We start from the raw sequence: 18,367 nt of genomic DNA, 5'->3' as shown, positions 1-18,367 counted from the left end.
ACAGAACTAACCGCACTTCGAATAACCACAGTTCAAACAAGTCGCACACCCATCCATAATCACCAGCGCCTTCGCGCTGCACTTATGGCAAAGCGTCGCCGACGGCGGGAAGGACGCGCCTTCGCCGGTCACTGCGATGTCTTCGTTGCTTTCGCGTTCGGGGGCGTCGACGATCATCGCGCCGCCCAGGGTGTCGCTTATTTCATTGTTTTTTTTTGAGCGTTCTTCGTACGCGCGGCGCTTCTCGGCGATCAGGGCGCGTTGGGCGGGGCTCATTTCGGGGTCGTGGATCATGCCGATGGACTTCAGGTGGTCCTCGACGATGGCGCCCAGTTCGGCCACCAGCGACGGCATGTACACGCCGCCGGCCTTGAAGTAGCCGCCCTTGGGGTCGAACACGGCCTTCATCTCGTCGACCAGGAAGGTGACGTCGCCGCCTTTGCGGAACACGGCGGACATGATGCGGGTCAAGGCGACGATCCACTGGAAGTGTTCCATCGACTTGCTGTTGACGAAGATCTCGAACGGGCGGCGCAGTTCGTGCTCGGTGCCGGCGTTGAGCACGATGTCGTTGATGGTCACGTACATGGCGTGCTCCACCAGCGGGGATTTGATCTTGTAGGTGCTGCCGATCAGCACTTCGGGGCGCTCGATGCGCTCGTGCATCTGGATCACGTCGGCCGTGGGCAGGTCGGCTTCCAGCTCGGCGCGCGAGACCGCGGCGGCCTGGGCGGCTTCCTTGGCCTTGTCTTCCGGGGTGACGACGGCGTAGCCCTTGATTTTCTTTTCGATCTTGACGGCCATTTGCGTGTTCCTGAGACGTGTTTCTTATAGGTTTATGTGTGGGTTTTCAGGGGGATTTAAAGCTACTGGCGCTGCGCGCCTAGGCCCTCACCCAACCCTCTCCCGCAAGCGGGAGAGGGCTTTCTTTGGTGCGCTTAAGCGGACTTCTTGGCGGCTGCCTTGCGGGGCGGGCGACGCGCGGCGGTCTTTTTGGTCGACTTGCGCGCGGCGGCCTTCTTGGCGGCGGCTTTCTTCGGCGGACGCTTGGCGGCGGTTTTCTTGGCGGCCTTGCGGACGGTCTTCTTCGCTGCCTTCTTGGTCGCGGCTTTCTTGGTGGCGGCTTTCTTAGTGGATTTCTTGGCGGCCTTCTTCTTGCCGGTGCCCTTCTTCTTCAGCGCGGCGACTTCGGCCTTGGCGGCGGCGCTGGCCGAGGCCAACGACTTCTTCGCCTTGGTCACGCGCTTGCTCACCGCCTTCTTGGCGGTGGCCACGCGCTTGCTGACGGCCTTGCTGGCTTTCTTGGCGGTTTTCTTCGCCGAAGCGACCGCGCCCTTCGCCTTTTTGGCGACGGCGGTGCCCACTTCGGAGGCTTTGTCGGCGACCGCGCCTGCGGCGTTGGAGATCGTCGCCGTGACTCCGTTTCCATTGCTCATCGGGGTGTCCTCGTCTTATCTAATGACGGGCTGATGCCCGTTTGCGGAATGTAGCGCGATCTGATGCGGGTGCAAGTGGATTCGGAGCCCCTTCTCCCGCTTGCGGGAGAAGGCTGGGATGAGGGCGAGTAGCGGGACGGGTTCGGTGAAAAGCGAATTAAGAGCCGGGCCCTCACCCAACCCTCTCCCGCAGGCGGGAGAGAGCTAAATCGATGCTTCAGAACTTGCCGTAATAGCCTTCTTTCAGGGCGTCGAACAGGTTGGCGGCGGTGTGCATTTCGCCGTCGTATTCGATCTGCTCGTTGCCCTTCACTTCCAGGACGCTGCCGTCTTCCAGCTCGAAGCGGTAGGTGGTGTTCTCCAGGTCCGCTTCCTTCACCAGCACGCCCTGGAAGGCGGCCGGGTTGAAGCGGAACGTGGTGCAGCCCTTCAGGCCCTGCTCGTGGGCGTAGAGGTAGATGTCCTTGAAGTCTTCGTACGGGTAGTCGGTGGGGACGTTGGCGGTCTTGGAGATGGAGCTGTCCACCCACTTCTGAGCGGCGGCCTGGACGTCGACGTGTTCCTTGGGGGTGATGTCGTCGGCGGAGATGAAGTAGTCGGGCAGCTTGGCCTCGGCTTCTTCGCTGAACGGCATCGCCTTGGCGTTGACCAGTTCGCGGTAGGCCAGCAGCTCGTAGCTGTAGACGTCGACCTTTTCCTTGGTCTTCTTGCCTTCGCGGATCACGTTGCGGCTGTAGTGGTGGGCGAAGGACGGCTCGATGCCGTTGCTGGCGTTGTTGGCCAGCGACAGGCTGATGGTGCCGGTGGGCGCGATCGAGCTGTGGTGGGTGAAGCGGGAGCCGCTTTCGGCCAGCTGTTCGACCAGCTCCGGCGCGACCTTGGCCACCTGCTGCATGTAACGCGAGTACTTGGCGTGCAGCACCTTGCCGGGGATTTCCTGGCCGACCTTCCAACCGTCGGCGGCCATCTCCGGACGCTGGCGCAGCATCGCGGCGGTGACCGTGAAGCGCTCTTCCATGATCGGCGCCGGGCCCTTCTCCTGGCTCAGCGCCAGGCCCATTTCCCAGCCGGCCACGGCCATCTCGCGCGAGATGCGCTCGGTGAATTCGCACGACTCCTTGGAGCCGTACTTCATCTTCAGCATGGTCACGGTGCTGCCCAGGCCCAGGAAGCCCATGCCGTGGCGGCGCTTGCGCAGGATCTCGTCGCGCTGCTGCTGCAGCGGCAAGCCGTTCACTTCGACCACGTTGTCCAGCATGCGGGTGAACACGCGCACCACTTCCTTGTATTCCTCCCAGTCGAACTGCGCCTGGTCGGTGAAGGGGTTGCGCACGAACTTGGTCAGGTTGACCGAGCCCAGCAGGCAGGCGCCGTAGGGCGGCAGCGGCTGTTCGCCGCAGGGGTTGGTGGCGCGGATGTTCTCGCACCACCAGTTGTTGTTCATCTCGTTGACCTTGTCGATCAGGATGAAGCCCGGCTCGGCGTAGTCGTACGTCGAGACCATGATCATGTCCCACAGGTGCCGCGCCTTCAGGTGGCCGTAGATGCGGCAGGCGACCAGGCCGTCGTCGCGGGTGACATAGTTGCCGGCGGTGGGCCATTCGCGCCAGATGACTTGTTCGGCGTCGTTCACGTCGACGTCGACGGCTTCCTTGTGGTTCACCGGGAACACCAGCGGCCAGTCGCCGTCCTGCTTCACCGCTTCCATGAAGCCGTCGGTGATCAGCAGCGACAGGTTGAACTGGCGCAGGCGGCCGTCTTCGCGCTTGGCGCGGATGAAATCGCGCACGTCGGGGTGCGACACGTCGAAGGTGCCCATCTGCGCGCCGCGGCGGCCGCCGGCGGAGGACACGGTGAAGCACATCTTGTCGTAGATATCCATGAAGGACATCGGGCCGGACGTGTACGCGCCCGCGCCCGACACGTAGGCGCCGCGCGGGCGCAGCGTGGAGAATTCGTAGCCGATGCCGCAGCCGGCTTTCAGGGTGAGGCCGGCTTCGTGGACTTTTTCCAGGATGCCGTCCATCGAATCCTCGATGGTGCCCGACACGGTGCAGTTGATCGTGGAGGTGGCGGGCTTGTGCTCCAGCGCGCCGGCGTTGCTGGTGATGCGGCCGGCGGGGATGGCGCCGCGGCGCAGCGCCCACAGGAAACGCTCGCCCCAGTACTTGCGCTTTTCGGCGCTGGGCTCGGCATCGGCCAGGGCGCGGGCGACGCGCTGGTAGGTGCCGTCGATGTCGGCGTCCACCGCCACGCCCTGCTTGGTCTTGAGCCGGTATTTCTTGTCCCAGATGTCCTGGGAAGCCGGCTGCAGGGGGATTTCGCGTTCGTCGCTGCCGGACTGGACCGCCTCAAGACGCACTGTGCTCATGCCTGTTTCATCTCCTGATTCTTGGCCCGGTTCGGGTACCCGGCCTGTTGTTGTTCTTATGGTTTACGCCGGGGCCCGTTAAGCCGGGGTCCGCCGACGGCGAAGCTGCGGCCGTGGGTTACACGCCCGCTCGAAAGCCTTGATTTGCCTTGCCGGCACCGCCTGCCCGCATCATTCACCCTCCCCCCGAGGCTGATGACCTGGACCCTGCCTTTGGTGAGAAAATCACCACTGCTTGGGTCTAACCCGCCCCACTCACCCCTAGATATAGTGGCGGCGCGGGAACTCAAGCTACCCCTGGCCGGGGCCGGTGTCAACGGCTTTTATGATCCTGGTCAAGGTTTTTGCTGAGCGGTCGGGACACGTGATTCGGGGGCCGGACCGGCCACCGGATGGCGGCTCTTTGTGGGAGCGGCTTCAGCCGCGAGCTTTAGGCGCCTGAGAGAACCCCCGGGCCGTGGATGTAAGAGCTCGCGGCTGAAGCCGCTCCCACAAGAAGCCATGAAAAACGCCGCGCGGCTGGGCCGCGCGGCGTGCCCGACGGCCCGGGTGGTGGGCCATCGCAACGCGAGAAGGCTCCGGCGCTACCAGCCGATGCCCATGCCCATGCCGACCGAGTCCTCGCCGCCGCCGCTGAAGGCGCCGCCCAGGGTGAAGCTGGCGCTATCGCCGATGGCGCGCTGATAGCCCACCGCCAGCGCGGCATGGCCGGCCTGCACGCCGGTGCCGATCGCCAAACGGTTGCGCTTGTGGATGCCGGCGGCGTTGGCGGTCATCTGCGCCATCGCGGTGCTCATCGCGCCGATCCGGCTGATGCGCTGATCCTGGTGGACGAAGCGCTGATTGACCTCGCTGCGGAAGCTGCCGATCTTGCCGGCGAACTGGGTGACCTGGGCGATCTGCGCGTCGGTGTAGGCGTTCGCCGAAGACAACGTCTGCGCGTCGCGCGCGTCCATCTGGCCTTTGTTGACCGCATCGGTCGCGGCGCTGCCGGCGGCGACGTTGGACACGCGCGTGCCGCCGGCGCCTCCCAGCATGACGCTGCCCTTGCCCGCATCCGCGTACGCCACGCCGAGCGGATCGCCACCGCCGCCGCCGCCGGCCGGGCCCTGCGGTCCGGCAGGCCCCTGCGGACCGGTGGGGCCTTGCGGACCGGCCGGACCGGGAATGCCGCCCTGTCCGGTCAACGCGGTGAGCTTGCCGTCCACCGCGGCGAACGCGGCGCCGACGCTGTTGTAGTTGTTGCCTTGGATCGAATAGCTGGGCGCGACGAACGTGCCGCCGGCGAAGCTGGCGCCGCCGCCGAGCGCCGCGGCGAAAGGATGCAGCTGGCCGACGTTCACCGCATCGGTGTCCTGGGTGCCGGCGAGCAGGTTCACCAGTTGATGCTCGTTGCCGGCGGCGCCGATCGACACGGTGTTTTCGCGATCGGCGCGCGCGCCGAAGCCGAGCGCGGTGCTCCCGGCGGCGCTGGCTTGCGCGTCGACGCCGAAAGCGCTGGCGTGGTCGGCGGTCGCAGCCACGCCGGCGCCGATGGCGACGGCGGCGGTGCCGCTGGCGATGGCGGTTTCGGTGCTCGAGTCCGGCGTTCCGCCGCTCACCGCATCGACGTCTAGGGCGATCAGGCCATCGCCGTCGCGATCCCACCACGTGCCCAGGGCGATGCTGCCGGCGCCCGTCGAAGCCGTGCGCAAGCCGAAGGCGAGGCTGCGATGGCCGACGGCGTGCGCGGCCAAGCCGACGGCGGTCGAATAGTCGCCGATGGCCATCGCGTCGGGATCGTTCTGGCCGACGCCGTAGAAATGGCGGCCGCCGAAGGCGAGGCTGGCGAAGCCGAGGGCGCGCGTCTGCGTGCCGAAGGCCGCCGAACCTTCGCCGCTGGCGATGTTGGCGTAGCCGAAGGCGCTGCTGCGCGTGGCGCTGGCGCGGTTGCTGGCGCCGAAAGCGCTGCTCCCGTATCCGCTGGCGATGTTGATGACGCCGATCGCCGAGCCGAATTCGCCGGGGCTCGAGTTGGCGTATCCGACCGCGACGCTGTTCGCGCCGCCGCTGGTGTTGGTGTGGCCGATCGCGATCGACAGCGGCCCCAGCGCCCGGTTGTCCACGCCGAAAACGGCGCTGTCGTCGCCGCTGGCTTCGTTGTTGTCGCCGCAGGCGAAGGCGCCGGCGCCGGACGCGGTGGAGCCGGTGCCCGCTTCGCCGGCGTTGGCGTTGTCGCAGACTTCGCCGGCGATCGCGCCGGCCGACAGCAGCATCGAGATCGTCGCGCCGAGCAGCGCGCGCTGGATGGATGGTTTCATGGCGTACTCCGAATTCCCCGTAATGGCCGCCCGCAGCGGCGGCCTCGACAGCGGGCCTCGCAAGCCGGCGGCGAATCCGGACATCGCTACAGCTCGACGCCGAATCCCATGCCCGCGGATCGCTCGTCGCCGCCGAAAGCCGCGCCGAGCGAGAACGAGCCGCGCGCGCCGACGCGGCGGCCGTAGCCGATCGACACCGCGGCCTCGCCGTCCTGTCCGCCCACGCCGATCGCGATGCGCCCGCGCGCGCCGGTGCTGCCGGCGGTGTTGACCGCCATCTGCGTCATCGCGGCGGACATGGCGCCGTTGCGGTTGATCCGCTTGTCCTGCTTGGCGAAGCGTTCCTCGACGCGCGCGCGCAACGTGCCGAGTTCGCCGGCGAATCCGGAAATTTGCGCGATCCGCGTATCGGTATAGGCGTTGGCGGACGACAGCGTGGCCGCGTCGCCGGCTGCCATGTCGCCGCGGATCGCGGCTTCGCGGTTGTCGGTATAAGCGTTGGCGGCAGTGCCGCCGGTGGCGACGGCGGTATCGGTGTAGGCGTTCGCCGTCGCCAGCGTGTCGCGCAATTGCGCCAGGTTCACCGCATCGGTGAGCTGGGTGCCGGCGGCGACGTGGGTGAGCTGGCGTTCGCCGCCGGCGCTGCCGAAAGCGACGCTGTTCGCGCGGTCGGCCACCGCGCCCGCGCCGATCGCCACGCTGCCATCGGCCCAGGCCGCGCTATCGCTGCCCAGCGCGAGACCGTCGATGCCGGCCGCCCGCGCGCCGGCGCCCAAGGCGGTCGCGCGCAGGCCGCTGGCGTAGGCGGACTCGCTGCTGGCGTCGAACAGGCCGTCGTTGTCGGTGTCGATGTCCGGATCGACCGATCCGTTGCCGTTGCGGTCGTACCACGCGCCCAGCGCCAGGCTGTGATCGCCGGTGGCGACGCCGCCGAAGCCGAACGCGGCGCTGCGGTCGCCGGCGGCGGTGCTGCCGAAACCGAACGCGCTGGAGAAGAGGCCGAACGCCTGGTTGTTGGTGCCCATCGCGCTGCTGCCGTAGCCGCGCGCCCGATTGTTCTGGCCGATCGCATTGGCCAGCGCGCCGTCGGCGCGGTTGAGCGTGCCGATGGCGTTGCTCTGCGCGCCGACCGCGCGGTTGAACGCGCCCAATGCGCTGGCGAAGATGCCGTCGGTCTGGTTGAGGTAGCCGAAGGCGCTGCTGCGCACGCCGTCGCTGCGGTTGTCCACGCCGAAAGCGCTGCTGGATTCGCCGATGGCGACGACGCCGACGCCGACGGCCGCCGCGCCGGTGCCGGCGGCGGTCGCGGTTTCGGAACTGGCATCCGTGAAACCGTCGCCGTCGATGTCCAGATCCAGGTCGCGGATGCCGTTGCCGTTGCGGTCGATCCAACCGCCCACGGCGAGGCCGCCGTCGGCGAACGCGCGCGCCCCGCTGCCCACCGCGACGCTGGACATCCCCATCGCCCGGTTGTTGCTGCCGAGCGCCGAGCTGAAATCGCCGCTCGCGGTGTTGCCGTTGCCGAAGGCGCTGCTGCGATCGCCGGACGCGCTGTTTTCGACCCCGAACGCGGCGCCGCGCGAACCGCCCGCCGCATTGCCGATGCCGAAAGCCTGTCCAGTGGTGCCGACGACGAAATTGTTGTAACCCACCGCGACGCTGACATTGCCCAACGCGTCGTTGAGATTGCCGATGGCGGTGCTGTTGTCGCCGCTGGCCTGGTTGCCGTTGCCGCAGGCGTAGGCGTTGTTGCCCGCAGCGGTGGAAGCCGTGCCGGATTCGCCGGCTTGAGCGCTGTCGCAGACTTCGCCGGCGGCCGCGCCGGCCGACAGCAGCGCCAGGATCGTCGCGCATAGCAGCGCATGCTGGATGGATCGCTTCATCGTCTACTCCCGAATGCCAAGGCGGCCGCACGGATCGGCGGCCTCGACAGCGGGCCTCGCAGAGCGGCGGCGAATCCGGACATGCCCCGCTCGGCCGAAAAAGCGGCCCGACGCCGCCGCGACGCCGCCCGGTGACCTCCGGGACGGCCTCTGCGGGCGTGGAAGCCCACGACGGCGCCGGACCGCGCGAACGGCCCCGCAGGCGTTCCTCGGGCTCGGGCGCGCGATGCGGACACGCGCTCGCTTGTCAGGCCGAGGCGCATGCGCGAGGCTTTCGTCGGCGCGACGGCGCGGAGGCCGGGGATGGAAGTCGAGTCGGTGACGGTGCTGCTCAACCGCGCGCGCGCCGGCGACGCGGCGGCGGGCGACCGCGCCTACGCGCTCGTCTACGAACAATTGCGCAGCGCGGCGCACCGCCAATTGCGCCGGCGCCGCGACCGCACCCTGTGCACCACGGCGCTGGTCAGCGAAGCCTGGCTCAAGCTCGCCCACGCGGACGTCGACGCGCGCGACCGCGAGCATTTCCTGGCGCTGGCGTCGCGGGCGATGCGGATGATCGTGATCGACCAGGCGCGGCGCAGCCTGGCGGAAAAACGCGGCGGCGATCACCTGCGCGTCACCCTCACCGACAACCTGGCCGAAGACGAACGCGGCGCGGAAGACCTGCTCGCCCTGGACGAAGCGCTCGGCCGTTTGGCGGAAGCCGATCCGCGCTTGGCGCAAGTGGTCGAGTGGCGTTATTTCGGCGGGCTCACCGAACCGGAGATCGCGCGGATGCTCGGCGTCACCGACCGCACCGTGCGCCGCGACTGGCGCAAGGCGCGCGCGTTCCTGCTGCGGCGCATGGCGCACGAGGACGCGGCGGACGCATGAGCGCGCCGAGCCTGGAACAACGCGCCTTGGCCTTGTTCGACGAATTCGTCGAACTGGAACCGGCCGACTGCGCGCGCCGGCTGCAAGCCCTGCGCGCGCAGGATCCCGCGCTGCACGCCGAACTCGCCGCGATGCTGGCGATGGACCGCATCGGCGATGCCGCGCTGGACCGTCATCCGGCTTCGCTGCTCGCCGCCGCGCTGCCGGACGACGACCACGAGGACGATGCGCTGCTCGGCCGCCGCATCGGGCCCTGGCGCATCGTCGGCATCGTCGGACGCGGCGGCATGGGCGCGGTGTACCGCGGCGAACGCGACGACGGCGGCTTCCAGCAGCAGGCGGCGATCAAGCTGATCCGGCTGGGCCTGGACCATCCCGATCTGCGCCGCCGTTTCCTGCGCGAACGCCAGATCCTGGCGCGGCTGCGGCATCCGAACATCGCCACCTTGCTCGACGGCGGCGTGACCGACCTCGGCGCGCCCTATTTTGCGATGGAATTGATCGAAGGCGCGCCGATCGACCGCTGGTGCGACGAACGCGCGCTCGACCTGCGCGCCCGCGTGCGCCTGCTGCTGCAGGTGTGCGGCGCGGTGCAGCACGCGCACCAGAACCTGACGGTGCATCGCGATCTGAAGCCCGGCAACATCCTGGTGGCCGGCGAGGGCCAAGCCAAGCTGCTGGATTTCGGCATCGCCAAGTTGCTGGAAAGCGATGCCGACGCGGCGACGCGCGACCGGCCGCTGACGCCGGAATTCGCCGCGCCCGAACAATTGCGCGGCGACGCCGTCACCACCGCGACCGATGTGTACGCGCTAGGCCTAGTGACCTGCGCGCTGCTGGCCGGGCGCACGCCGCAACGCGGCGACGCGCGCGAGGCCGAAAGCCTGGCGCGCGTCGCCGAACGCATCGGTGCGGCGCAGGCGCAAGCGCGCGGCCTGACGCCGCGCCAGCTGGCGGCGGCTTTGCGCGGCGACATGGCCGCCATCGTGCACCGTTGCTTGGAACCGGATCCGGCGCGGCGCTACGCCTCCGCCGAAGCTTTGGCGGCCGATCTGCGCGCCTGGCTCGACGGCATGCCGGTCGCCGCGCGCAGGGCCGGCCGCGGCTATGCCTTGCGCAAATTCGCCGCGCGCCACCGCTGGAGCGTCGCCGCCGGTTGCGTGGCGATGCTCGGCATCTGCGCCGCGCTCGGCGTCGCGCTGTGGCAGGCGCGTGAAGCGCGCGAGCAAGCGCAGCTGGCCTTGCAAGCGCAGCGGCGCAGCGAGGCCGCGCTGAAGCGTTCCAACGCCACCAGCCGCCTGCTGTTCGATCTGTTCAGCATCGGCGGCGGCGCCCGTCCGCACGACCGGCTGCCGAGCACCGAAGAAGTGCTGGAAGACGCCATCCGCCAAGTGCCGCTGCGTTTCAAGAACGATCCGCGCACCCAGGCCGATTTCCTCGCCGAATTGCGCGACGCCTTCGCCTTGCGCGGCCGCGCCAGCGTGGACCTGGCCGCGCGCGTGCTGCGCCTGCGCGAAGCCGAGCGCCGACAGCAGCCGGTCGCCTACGCGATCGCGCAAGGCAAGCTCGCGCACAGCTTGAGCATGGACGGGCGCGACCGCGAAGCCGCGCCGCTGTTCGCCGCGGCCACCGCGAGCCTGCAACACCTCGCGCCCGATTCGCTGGCGCTGGCCAATCTGTATTCCGACCGGCGCATGTTCGACCGCCGCACGCAGGGCCGCCCGGTCGCGTTGCGCGATGCGGACCGGGCCTGGTCGATCCTGAGCCGCCATCCGGACGCGCCGGCCGAAGACAAATTCCAAGCGCTGTACGAACTCACCTTGGCGCATAGCGAAGGCCAGGACCTGGCGCTGGCGCTGGCTTACGCCGAACAAGCCGCGGCGCTGGGCGCGGCCACGTTCGGCCGCGACGATTTGGACGTGGCGATGGCGGAAATCCTGCGTGCCCGCGTGCTAGAAAAACTCGGCCGCTACGGCGAGGCCGAGACCGCTTGGAAGCGAGTGGCCGAACGATACGGACGGCAGGGCGGCAAGCCGAACGTGTACGCGCTGACCGCTTGGACCGCGCTCGAAAAGCTGTACACGCTGCAAGGCCGCTACGCCGAAGCGCTGCAGGCGCGCGACGCGGCCGACGGATTGCGGACGACGGCGGCGGACGCGGAAATGTCCGACTTCTCCAAGATCCGCGGCCAGGTGGAGCGCAGCAAGATCCTGATCGCGATGGGCCGCTACGACGACGCCGACGCATTGCTGCGCGAAGCGTTCGCCGGTTTCGGCCGATTCGAGCAGCGCATGCCGTCCGAGCCGGGATTGCTGCTGCTGGCGCTGGAACAGCGCATCCGCCTGCGCTGCCTGCGCACTTCGAGCGATGCGCAAAGCGATCTGAAGCGCGGCTTCGAAATCGTCGGCCCCCGGCCCTTGCCCCGCGCCGCCGCCAGCCTGCACGGCCTGGCCGGCTTGTGCGCGTTGCAGGCGGGGGATGCCGAGCGCGCCGTCGCGCAACTCGACCGGTCGCTTGCCATCGCGCTGCCGCAGGGCGAAGACCCCCACGTGTCCGAACGCCTGCTCTGGCGCGGCCGCGCCTTCGCCGCCTTGGGGCGGCCGACGCAGGCGCAGGCCGATTGGCGCGAAGCGCGGCGCAAGCTGCAAGCCCTGAATTTGTCGGCGCATCCGCTGATGAAAGCCTTGGACGCCGCCCTCGGGCCGGGCTGAGGGCGGGAATTTCCGCATCCGGCCGTCTAAACCCCTTCATCGACCGTTGAAACGCACTCTTCCAGACTCCGCACGCCGGCCGCCGGAAACTTGACAGGCTCCGGTTCCGCCACCATTCCTTCCTTGTTCCCAAAACTCATCCACGCATGCGACCGCTTCCGACCCTGCTCGCCCTGACCGCCGCCGCCGCATTCGGCGGCTTCGCCGCGACCGCCTTGCGCGACGGCCTGGAAACCCCGGCCCAGGCCGCGCCCGCGCCGGCTCCGGCATCGATCGCCAGCGTGCCCGCCATGGCCGCGCTGCCCACCGCCGTCGACGGCCAGCCGCTGCCCTCGCTGGCGCCGATGCTGCAAAAGGTCACCCCGTCGGTGGTCAGCGTGCACAGCAAGCAGAGGGTGCGGGTCAGTCCGTTCGGTAACGATCCGATGTTCCGGCGCATGTTCCCCGAGCTGTCGCAGGAACGCGTGCGCGAGTCGCTGGGTTCGGGCGTGATCGTCGATGCGCAGCGCGGCTACGTGCTGACCAACCACCATGTGATCGAAGGCGCCGACGACGTCTCGGTGACCCTGGCCGACGGCCGCACGCTGAAAGCCGATTTCGTCGGCTCCGACGCCGACACCGACGTGGCGCTGATGAAGATTCCGGCGCAGAGCCTGCAGGCGATGCCGCTGGCCGACAGCAATGCGTTGCGGGTCGGCGATTTCGTGGTCGCGGTGGGCAATCCGTTCGGCGTCGGCCAGACCGTCACTTCCGGCATCGTGTCGGCGGTCGGGCGCAGCAATCTGCCGGGCGTGGGCTTCCAGAACTTCATCCAGACCGATGCGTCGATCAATCCCGGCAATTCCGGCGGCGCCTTGGTGAACCTGAAAGGCGAGTTGGTCGGCATCAATACCGCCAGCTTCAATCCGCAGGGCAGCATGGCCGGCAACATCGGCCTGGGCTTCGCGATTCCGGCCAACCTGGCCAACAGCATCATGCAGCAGCTGCTGGCCAACAACGGCGTCGTGCGGCGCGGCATCGTCGGCGTGGAAACGCAGGACGTCACCGACCGCCTGGCCCAAGGCCTGGGCTTGGACGAAGCGCGCGGCGCGGCGGTGACGCGGGTGTATCCGAATTCGGCCGCGGCCAAGGCCGGCTTGCAGGTCGGCGACGTGATCCTGGCGGCCAACGGCCAGCGCATCGACGACAGCGAATCCTGGCGCAATTTCCAGGGCCTGCAGGCGCTCAACAGCCAGCTGACGCTGGATGTGAGGCGCGACGGCAAACCGCTCAAACTGACCACGGGCTTGAGCGAAACCCGTCGCGACGGGCAGAGCCTGGACGCGCGCCTGGCCGGCGCCAATTTCGCTGAATTGCCCGAATCGCTGCGCCGCCAAGGCTGGAACGGCGTGCTGGTCACCGAAGTCGCCAAAGGCAGCCGCGCCGCGCAAAGCGGGCTGCGCGCCAACGACGTGATCCTGCAGGCCAGCAGCGGCCAATTCACCGACCTGACCAGCTTCCGCGCCAGTTTCGACCGTCCGCCGGAGCAATTGGTGCTGCAGATCGTGCGCGGCCGCACCCAGGGCCAGCTGCTGATGCGATGATCGGCCGGCGGCCGGGGCCGATTCACAAGACTGCCACCGGCCGGCCCGCATGATTCCGGCATCTACCCGAAGGAGCGCAGCATGAGCATGTCCCCCACCGCGAGCGACGCGATCAAGAGCAATCTGGGCGAAGCCGGCGATCACATCAAACAGGCGGCCTCGCACGCGGGCGAGGCGATCAAGAGCGCCTCCAGCGTCGCCGGCGACGAATTGCGCTTGGGCAAGGCGCAAGTGAAATCGGAATTGGCCGACAGCGCATTGGCCGGCATCGCCGCCGCCGAACAATTGGGCGGCGCGGCGCGCGAGCAGATGGACGTGCTGATGGACAAGAGCCGCGACATGCTGGACAGCGCGTCGGAGCTGATCCGCGAGCGTCCGCTCACCGCGTTCGGCATCGCCTTCGCCGCCGGTTGGCTGATCGCGAAGATCGCGCGCTCGAGCGACAAGTGACCCAGACTTTCCTTCTCCCCTCGGGAGAAGGTGCTCGAAGGGCGGATGAGGGTTCGGCGGAGCGATGCAGAAACGATCGCAAGAATGCGTCCGCGCTCGCGTTTCGCATGCAGCAAGATTTCAGCGCCAGCCGCATACCGAACCCTCGCCCCAACCCCGCTTCGCGCCCCGGCCGGCGCGAGAGGGGCTTTCGATGCATCGAAATAGGACCTAGGCTCTGCTCGTGAGCGACCCTAATCCCGCGCCCGGCGACGGACTCCCTCGCGACGACGAAGCGCGTCGCGACGACGCGGCGCCGCCGCATCTGGACGAAAGCGTGCGCCGCGTCGGCGCGGCCGGCAAAGCCGGTTTCCGCGCCGCGGTCGACAGCGGACGCGCGCTGCGCCAGTTGTTCATCGCCGATTTGGCGCTCGCGCGCAGCGCGTTCGGGCGCGCGCTGGCGTGGGTGGGCGTGGCGATCGTGTTCGGCGCTTCGGCCTGGCTGTTGCTGATGGCGGCGGCGATCGCGCTGCTGCAGGCGTTCGGCGTGTCTTGGCTGGCGTCGATCGCGGTTTGCGCTTTGCTTTCCGGCGTGGTCGCGGCCATCGCCGCCTGGCGCGTGAGCCAATTCTTCGACTACACCGGCCTGCACGCGACCCGCCGGCAATTGGCGCGGCTGGGCATCGGCGACGACGACGACGATACCGACGAGGCTTTGCCCACGCCTCCGCCCGAGCGGGCGCGCGAATGAAGTTCGAAGCGCTCAAACGCCGCGTCGCCAAGCGCGAGCAAGTGCTCGAGGGCCGCCTGCTGAAGACGCGCGAGCATTGGCAGGATTTTTCGACGACTTGGCGCGAAAGCTGGACGCCGCTGCGGATCGTGATGGCCGGTTTGATCAGCGGCTTCGTGGTCGGCCGCAGCGACCCGATGCGCGCCTTGGGCAAGCTCGGCGCGTTCGGCGGCGGCGGCGCGAAGGTGCTGCAGACGATCACTGCGTTGTCGGGTTTGTTCGCATCGGTGCAGGCCAGCACCGCGGCCGACGAAGCCGAACATGCGGCCGACAAGGCGGACCAAACGGCGGAGGCCGCGCAGGCGCCGCAAGCGGCAGCCGCCCCGGCGCCTCCGGTTCGGCAAGAACAAATGGCGTGGCCGCCCGAACCGGTCGCGCCGCGCCCGGCGGAAGCGGCAACGGAACTTTCGGAGCGCTGACGTTGTTGCCTCTCCCCTTGCGGGGAAGGCGCATTGCTTGGGAAGCACCGCTTCGCATGTGCTCGGCTTTCTGGTGGGAGCGGCTTCAGCCGCGAGCCTTTCCCCGCAAACCGCGGCGATCTGAACCAAAAAGCTCGCCGCTGAAGCCGCTCCCACAAGAGCGAAAGCGCCAAAGCAGCGGAGCAAGTGCCGCTCTACACCAGCGCGGGTTCTGCGTCCAGACGGGTAGATGAACGGCACTCGCCGCGCGGGCGGCCGCCGTGACGCCCCGCACACGCGAAAAGGCCTTATCGTGCGCACCCGCGCCGAGTACCGACCATGAGCCTGCCGCCCGACGCCGTTCCGTCTGCCGCCTCGACCGAGCCGGCGCCATCGCCGCCGCGGCCGCGCGCGCCGGTGTCGCTGATCGTGCTGAGCGTGCTCGCGGTCGGCTACACCTTGTGGGCCGCGCAAGACCTGATCCTGCCGGTGCTGCTGGCGATGTTCCTGGCCCTGATCGGCAATCCGATCCTGCGCGGCCTGCGCCGGATCTTCGTTCCGCGCTTCGTCGGCGCGCTGCTCTTGCTGCTGCTGGGCCTCGCCGGCGCGACGATGCTGGGACGGCAACTGGTCGGTCCGGCCGGCGAATGGATGCAGCAGATCCCGAAGGAACTGCGCGTGCTGGCGCCGAAGCTGCGGCAGATGACCCAGCCGATGCAGCAGGCCAACAAGGCCGCCGAATCCTTCGCCCGCGCCGCCAGCGAACCGGCGCCGCGCAAGGTGCAGGTGGTGACGATCCAGGATCCCGATCCGTGGAAATCGCTCACCGCCACGCCGAAGATGCTGGCCTCGGTGCTGGCGGTGGTGCTGCTCACTTTCTTCTTCATGACCTACGGCGAAAACCTGCAGCGCGGCGCGATCGCGCTGCTGCCGACGCGGCAGCGGCAAAAGCTGACGGTGGAGATACTGCAATCGATCGAGCGCGAGATGTCGCGCTACGTGCTGACGATCAGCATCATCAACGCCTTGCTCGGCCTGGCGTTCGCCGGCGCGCTGTACGCGATGGGCTTGGCGCTGCAGGAAGCGCTGCTGTGGGGCACGGTGGCGGCGCTGCTGAACTTCGCGCCGTACGTGGGCCCGCTGATCGGCGTGGGACTGATGCTGCTGATGGGCTTCGTCACCTTCCAAGGCGTATGGCCCGACTACGAATGGTCGCCGCTGGCGCCGGCGGCGATCTATCTGGCGCTGCACACGGTCGAAGGCCAGATCGTCACCCCCATCGTGCTCGGCCGGCGCATGGCCTTGTCGCCGCTGGTGCTGATCCTGGCGCTGATGCTGTTCGGCTGGCTGTGGGGCATCGTCGGTCTGTTGCTGGCGGTGCCGCTGCTGGTGTGCGTGAAGATCGTGCTGGGGCGGGTCGAGGGCTTCGAGGGTTGGGCGCGGTTGTTGGAATAGGGCCCTTCGCGGGCCGGGAACGGCCGAGAACCCGTAAAATGCCCGGGTGAGCTTCCCCGTCCGCGCCATCACCCTCGACCTCGACGACACGCTGTGGCCTTTCGCCCCGCTCGGCGAACGGGCCGAGCGCGCGATGCACGAGTGGCTCGAAACGCACTGTCCGCGCACCGCGATCCGTTTTCACCCGGAGGCCATGCATGCCCTGCGCGCGCAGATCAATGCCGAGCATCCGCATCTGGCGCACGATTTCAGCCGCATGCGCCTGCTCACGCTCGAGCGCGCGCTGCGCGAAGCCGGCGACGATCCGGCGCGGGCCGAGGAAGGCTTCGAAGTGTTCTTCGCCGCGCGCAACGCGGTCGAGTGCTATCCCGACGCGATCGACGCCTTGCGGCGCTTGGCCGCGCACGTGCCGTTGATGGCGCTGAGCAACGGCAACGCCGACTTGGCGCGCACCGGCTTGGCCGAACATTTCCGCGGCAGCCTCAACGCCAGCACGCACGGCATGCCCAAGCCTTCGGCCAGCATTTTTTTGGCCGCCTGCGAAAGCCTGGACGCACCGCCGGACGAAGTGCTGCACGTGGGCGACGACATCGAACTGGACGTGATCGGCGCCGCGCGCGCCGGGTTGCGGACGTGCTGGATCGACCGCGACGGCCGCGACTGGCCGTATGACGATCCGGTTCCCGATCTGCGTTTCGACACCCTCGCCGCGCTGGCCGATTGGCTGGACGCGCACGCCCACCGCCGCATTACGGACACCGCCGCCGCATGAGCCTGCCGACTGGTTTCGTTTCCGACGCCGCCGATGCCCTGCCGCTGTATTGCGTGCAGCGCGCCGGCTTCGACGAATGGCGCAAGGCGCAGACGCCGGCGATCGGGCAATGGACCGACGCGCAGACTTTCGACGCCGCCTCCGGCAGCTTGCTGCTGTTGCCCGGCGATCGCGGCATCGCCGGCGCCGTGCTCGGCATCGGCGATCCATTGGATCCCTTCGCGTACGCGCACGCGCCTTACGCGCTGCCGCCCGGCGCATGGAAGCTGGCGCACGAGATTCCGGACGACGCCTTGCGCGCACTGCAATTGGGCTGGGGTTTGGGCGCTTACCGCTTCTCGCGCTACAAGACGCCGACCCGCGCGCCCGCGCAGCTGGCGCTGACGCCGGACGAAGAAACGCTGGCGCTGCTCGCCGCGTGCGTACGCGTGCGCGATTGGGTCAACACGCCGACCCAGGACATGGGCCCGCAACAGTTGGAAGACGCCGCGCGCGAGATCGCGCAACGCCACGGCGCGCGCATCGAAACGATCGTCGGCGACGATCTGCTCAACCAGAATTTTCCCGCCATCCACGCCGTCGGCCGCGCCTCGCACCGCGCGCCGCGCTTGATCGCCTTGCGTTGGGGCGAGGAAGCGCATCCGCATGTGGCCCTAGTCGGCAAGGGCGTGTGCTTCGACACCGGCGGCCTGGACATCAAGCCGGCCGACGGCATGCGCAATATGAAGAAGGATATGGGCGGCGCCGCGCACGCGCTGGCGCTGGCCGAACTGATCATGGCGCGCGCGCTGCCGGTGCGGCTGACGTTGCTGATCCCGGCGGTGGAGAACGCGATCGGTCCGGACGCGTTCCGCCCCGGCGAAGTGATCGCGACGCGCTCGGGCGTCAGCGTCGAAATCGACAACACCGACGCCGAAGGCCGCGTCATCCTCGGCGATGCGCTGGCCTACGCCGGCGAGCAATCGCCGGAATTGCTGATCGATTTCGCCACGCTCACCGGCGCGGCGCGGATCGCGCTCGGCCCGGACCTGCCGGCGCTGTACGCGAACGACGACGCCGTGGCCAACGATTGGCTGGCTGCGGGCATGCAAACACGCGACCCGCTCTGGCGCATGCCGCTGTGGCGCCCGTATTGGCGTTACTTGACCAGCCACGTCGCCGACCTGGCCAACGCCGGCGGCTCGCGCATGGCCGGCAGCGTGACCGCCGCGCTGTACTTGGAGCGCTTCGTACCCGCGCAGCAGAAATGGGCGCATCTGGACGTGTACGCCTGGAACGACAGCGACCGCGCCGGCAAGCCGGCCGGCGGCGAGGCGCAAGGACTGCGCGCCGCGTTCGCGATGCTCAAAGCGCGCTACGGCTGATC

Annotated in this window: 14 protein-coding genes; 9 read left to right on the top strand and 5 right to left on the bottom strand. The window is 68.7% G+C overall.

Going from position 1 to position 18,367, the window contains the following annotated elements:
* Positions 1-6: 6 nt before the first annotated feature.
* The 5 genes from FCE95_RS15200 to FCE95_RS15180 form a co-directional block, all read right to left on the bottom strand.
* Positions 7-804 carry a TSCPD domain-containing protein gene (locus FCE95_RS15200; protein WP_137267891.1) on the bottom strand — a complete coding sequence of 266 codons (798 nt, stop codon included), beginning with the start codon at positions 802-804 and terminating at the stop codon, positions 7-9.
* Between the two features lie 134 nt (positions 805-938).
* Positions 939-1,436 (bottom strand): histidine biosynthesis protein HisIE, encoded by a 498-nt coding sequence (locus FCE95_RS17185; protein ID WP_189644795.1) that lies wholly within the window; start codon positions 1,434-1,436, stop codon positions 939-941.
* Positions 1,437-1,653: 217 nt separating this feature from the next.
* Positions 1,654-3,807, bottom strand: coding sequence for an adenosylcobalamin-dependent ribonucleoside-diphosphate reductase (locus FCE95_RS15190; protein ID WP_137267890.1), 2,154 nt, complete (start codon positions 3,805-3,807; stop codon positions 1,654-1,656).
* A 584-nt stretch (positions 3,808-4,391) separates the two neighbouring features.
* The gene (locus FCE95_RS15185) at positions 4,392-6,107 is read right to left on the bottom strand and encodes a YadA-like family protein (protein ID WP_137267889.1); all 1,716 of its coding nucleotides are present in this window, start codon (positions 6,105-6,107) and stop codon (positions 4,392-4,394) included.
* 86 nt (positions 6,108-6,193) lie between these two features.
* Positions 6,194-7,990: a YadA-like family protein gene (locus tag FCE95_RS15180; RefSeq protein WP_137267888.1), complete on the bottom strand. Its 1,797-nt coding sequence runs from the start codon at positions 7,988-7,990 to the stop codon at positions 6,194-6,196.
* A gap of 303 nt (positions 7,991-8,293) precedes the next feature.
* On the opposite strand from FCE95_RS15180, the gene FCE95_RS15175 reads away from it, so the two are divergent.
* The 9 genes from FCE95_RS15175 (at position 8,294) to FCE95_RS15135 (ending at position 18,365) form a co-directional block, all read left to right on the top strand.
* The gene (locus FCE95_RS15175; protein WP_137267887.1) at positions 8,294-8,863 is read left to right on the top strand and encodes an ECF-type sigma factor; all 570 of its coding nucleotides are present in this window, start codon (positions 8,294-8,296) and stop codon (positions 8,861-8,863) included.
* On the top strand, positions 8,860-11,574 hold the full coding sequence (locus FCE95_RS15170; protein WP_137267886.1) for a serine/threonine-protein kinase: 2,715 nt from the start codon (positions 8,860-8,862) through the stop codon (positions 11,572-11,574). Before FCE95_RS15175 ends, FCE95_RS15170 begins: the two co-directional genes overlap by 4 nt.
* Positions 11,575-11,720: 146 nt before the next feature.
* On the top strand, positions 11,721-13,157 hold the full coding sequence (locus FCE95_RS15165) for a Do family serine endopeptidase (RefSeq protein ID WP_137267885.1): 1,437 nt from the start codon (positions 11,721-11,723) through the stop codon (positions 13,155-13,157).
* Between the two features lie 87 nt (positions 13,158-13,244).
* Positions 13,245-13,607, top strand: a complete 363-nt coding sequence (locus FCE95_RS15160; protein WP_137268230.1) for a hypothetical protein — start codon at positions 13,245-13,247, stop codon at positions 13,605-13,607.
* A 223-nt stretch (positions 13,608-13,830) separates the two neighbouring features.
* Complete coding sequence (locus FCE95_RS15155) at positions 13,831-14,337, top strand: phage holin family protein (protein ID WP_189644794.1); 507 nt, start codon at positions 13,831-13,833, stop codon at positions 14,335-14,337.
* Positions 14,334-14,795, top strand: coding sequence for a hypothetical protein (locus FCE95_RS15150; RefSeq protein ID WP_137267884.1), 462 nt, complete (start codon positions 14,334-14,336; stop codon positions 14,793-14,795). Before FCE95_RS15155 ends, FCE95_RS15150 begins: the two co-directional genes overlap by 4 nt.
* 318 nt (positions 14,796-15,113) lie before the next feature.
* The gene (locus tag FCE95_RS15145) at positions 15,114-16,229 is read left to right on the top strand and encodes an AI-2E family transporter (RefSeq protein WP_137267883.1); all 1,116 of its coding nucleotides are present in this window, start codon (positions 15,114-15,116) and stop codon (positions 16,227-16,229) included.
* Between the two features lie 46 nt (positions 16,230-16,275).
* Positions 16,276-17,001: an HAD family hydrolase gene (locus FCE95_RS15140; RefSeq protein WP_137267882.1), complete on the top strand. Its 726-nt coding sequence runs from the start codon at positions 16,276-16,278 to the stop codon at positions 16,999-17,001.
* On the top strand, positions 16,998-18,365 hold the full coding sequence (locus tag FCE95_RS15135) for a leucyl aminopeptidase family protein (RefSeq protein ID WP_137267881.1): 1,368 nt from the start codon (positions 16,998-17,000) through the stop codon (positions 18,363-18,365). Before FCE95_RS15140 ends, FCE95_RS15135 begins: the two co-directional genes overlap by 4 nt.
* The last annotated feature ends 2 nt before the right edge of the window (positions 18,366-18,367 follow it).

Origin of the sequence: Luteimonas gilva (assembly GCF_005239095.1) — a bacterium.
In the GTDB taxonomy this organism is placed as follows: domain Bacteria; phylum Pseudomonadota; class Gammaproteobacteria; order Xanthomonadales; family Xanthomonadaceae; genus Luteimonas_C; species Luteimonas_C gilva.
Note: the sequence above shows the minus strand (reverse complement) of the source record. Positions and strands in the feature narration are given on the sequence as shown.

Excerpts from the sequence above, each read along its gene's own strand:
- FCE95_RS15175 (WP_137267887.1), top strand. The coding sequence starts at position 8,294 with ATGGAAGTCGAGTCGGTGACGGTGCTGCTCAACCGCGCGCGCGCCGGC.
- FCE95_RS15145 (WP_137267883.1), top strand. The coding sequence starts at position 15,114 with ATGAGCCTGCCGCCCGACGCCGTTCCGTCTGCCGCCTCGACCGAGCCG.
- FCE95_RS15160 (WP_137268230.1), top strand. The coding sequence starts at position 13,245 with ATGTCCCCCACCGCGAGCGACGCGATCAAGAGCAATCTGGGCGAAGCC.
- FCE95_RS15190 (WP_137267890.1), bottom strand. The coding sequence starts at position 3,807 with ATGAGCACAGTGCGTCTTGAGGCGGTCCAGTCCGGCAGCGACGAACGC.
- FCE95_RS15135 (WP_137267881.1), top strand. The coding sequence starts at position 16,998 with ATGAGCCTGCCGACTGGTTTCGTTTCCGACGCCGCCGATGCCCTGCCG.
- FCE95_RS15185 (WP_137267889.1), bottom strand. The coding sequence starts at position 6,107 with ATGAAACCATCCATCCAGCGCGCGCTGCTCGGCGCGACGATCTCGATG.
- FCE95_RS15200 (WP_137267891.1), bottom strand. The coding sequence starts at position 804 with ATGGCCGTCAAGATCGAAAAGAAAATCAAGGGCTACGCCGTCGTCACC.
- FCE95_RS15150 (WP_137267884.1), top strand. The coding sequence starts at position 14,334 with ATGAAGTTCGAAGCGCTCAAACGCCGCGTCGCCAAGCGCGAGCAAGTG.
- FCE95_RS15180 (WP_137267888.1), bottom strand. The coding sequence starts at position 7,990 with ATGAAGCGATCCATCCAGCATGCGCTGCTATGCGCGACGATCCTGGCG.
- FCE95_RS15170 (WP_137267886.1), top strand. The coding sequence starts at position 8,860 with ATGAGCGCGCCGAGCCTGGAACAACGCGCCTTGGCCTTGTTCGACGAA.
- FCE95_RS15165 (WP_137267885.1), top strand. The coding sequence starts at position 11,721 with ATGCGACCGCTTCCGACCCTGCTCGCCCTGACCGCCGCCGCCGCATTC.
- FCE95_RS17185 (WP_189644795.1), bottom strand. The coding sequence starts at position 1,436 with ATGAGCAATGGAAACGGAGTCACGGCGACGATCTCCAACGCCGCAGGC.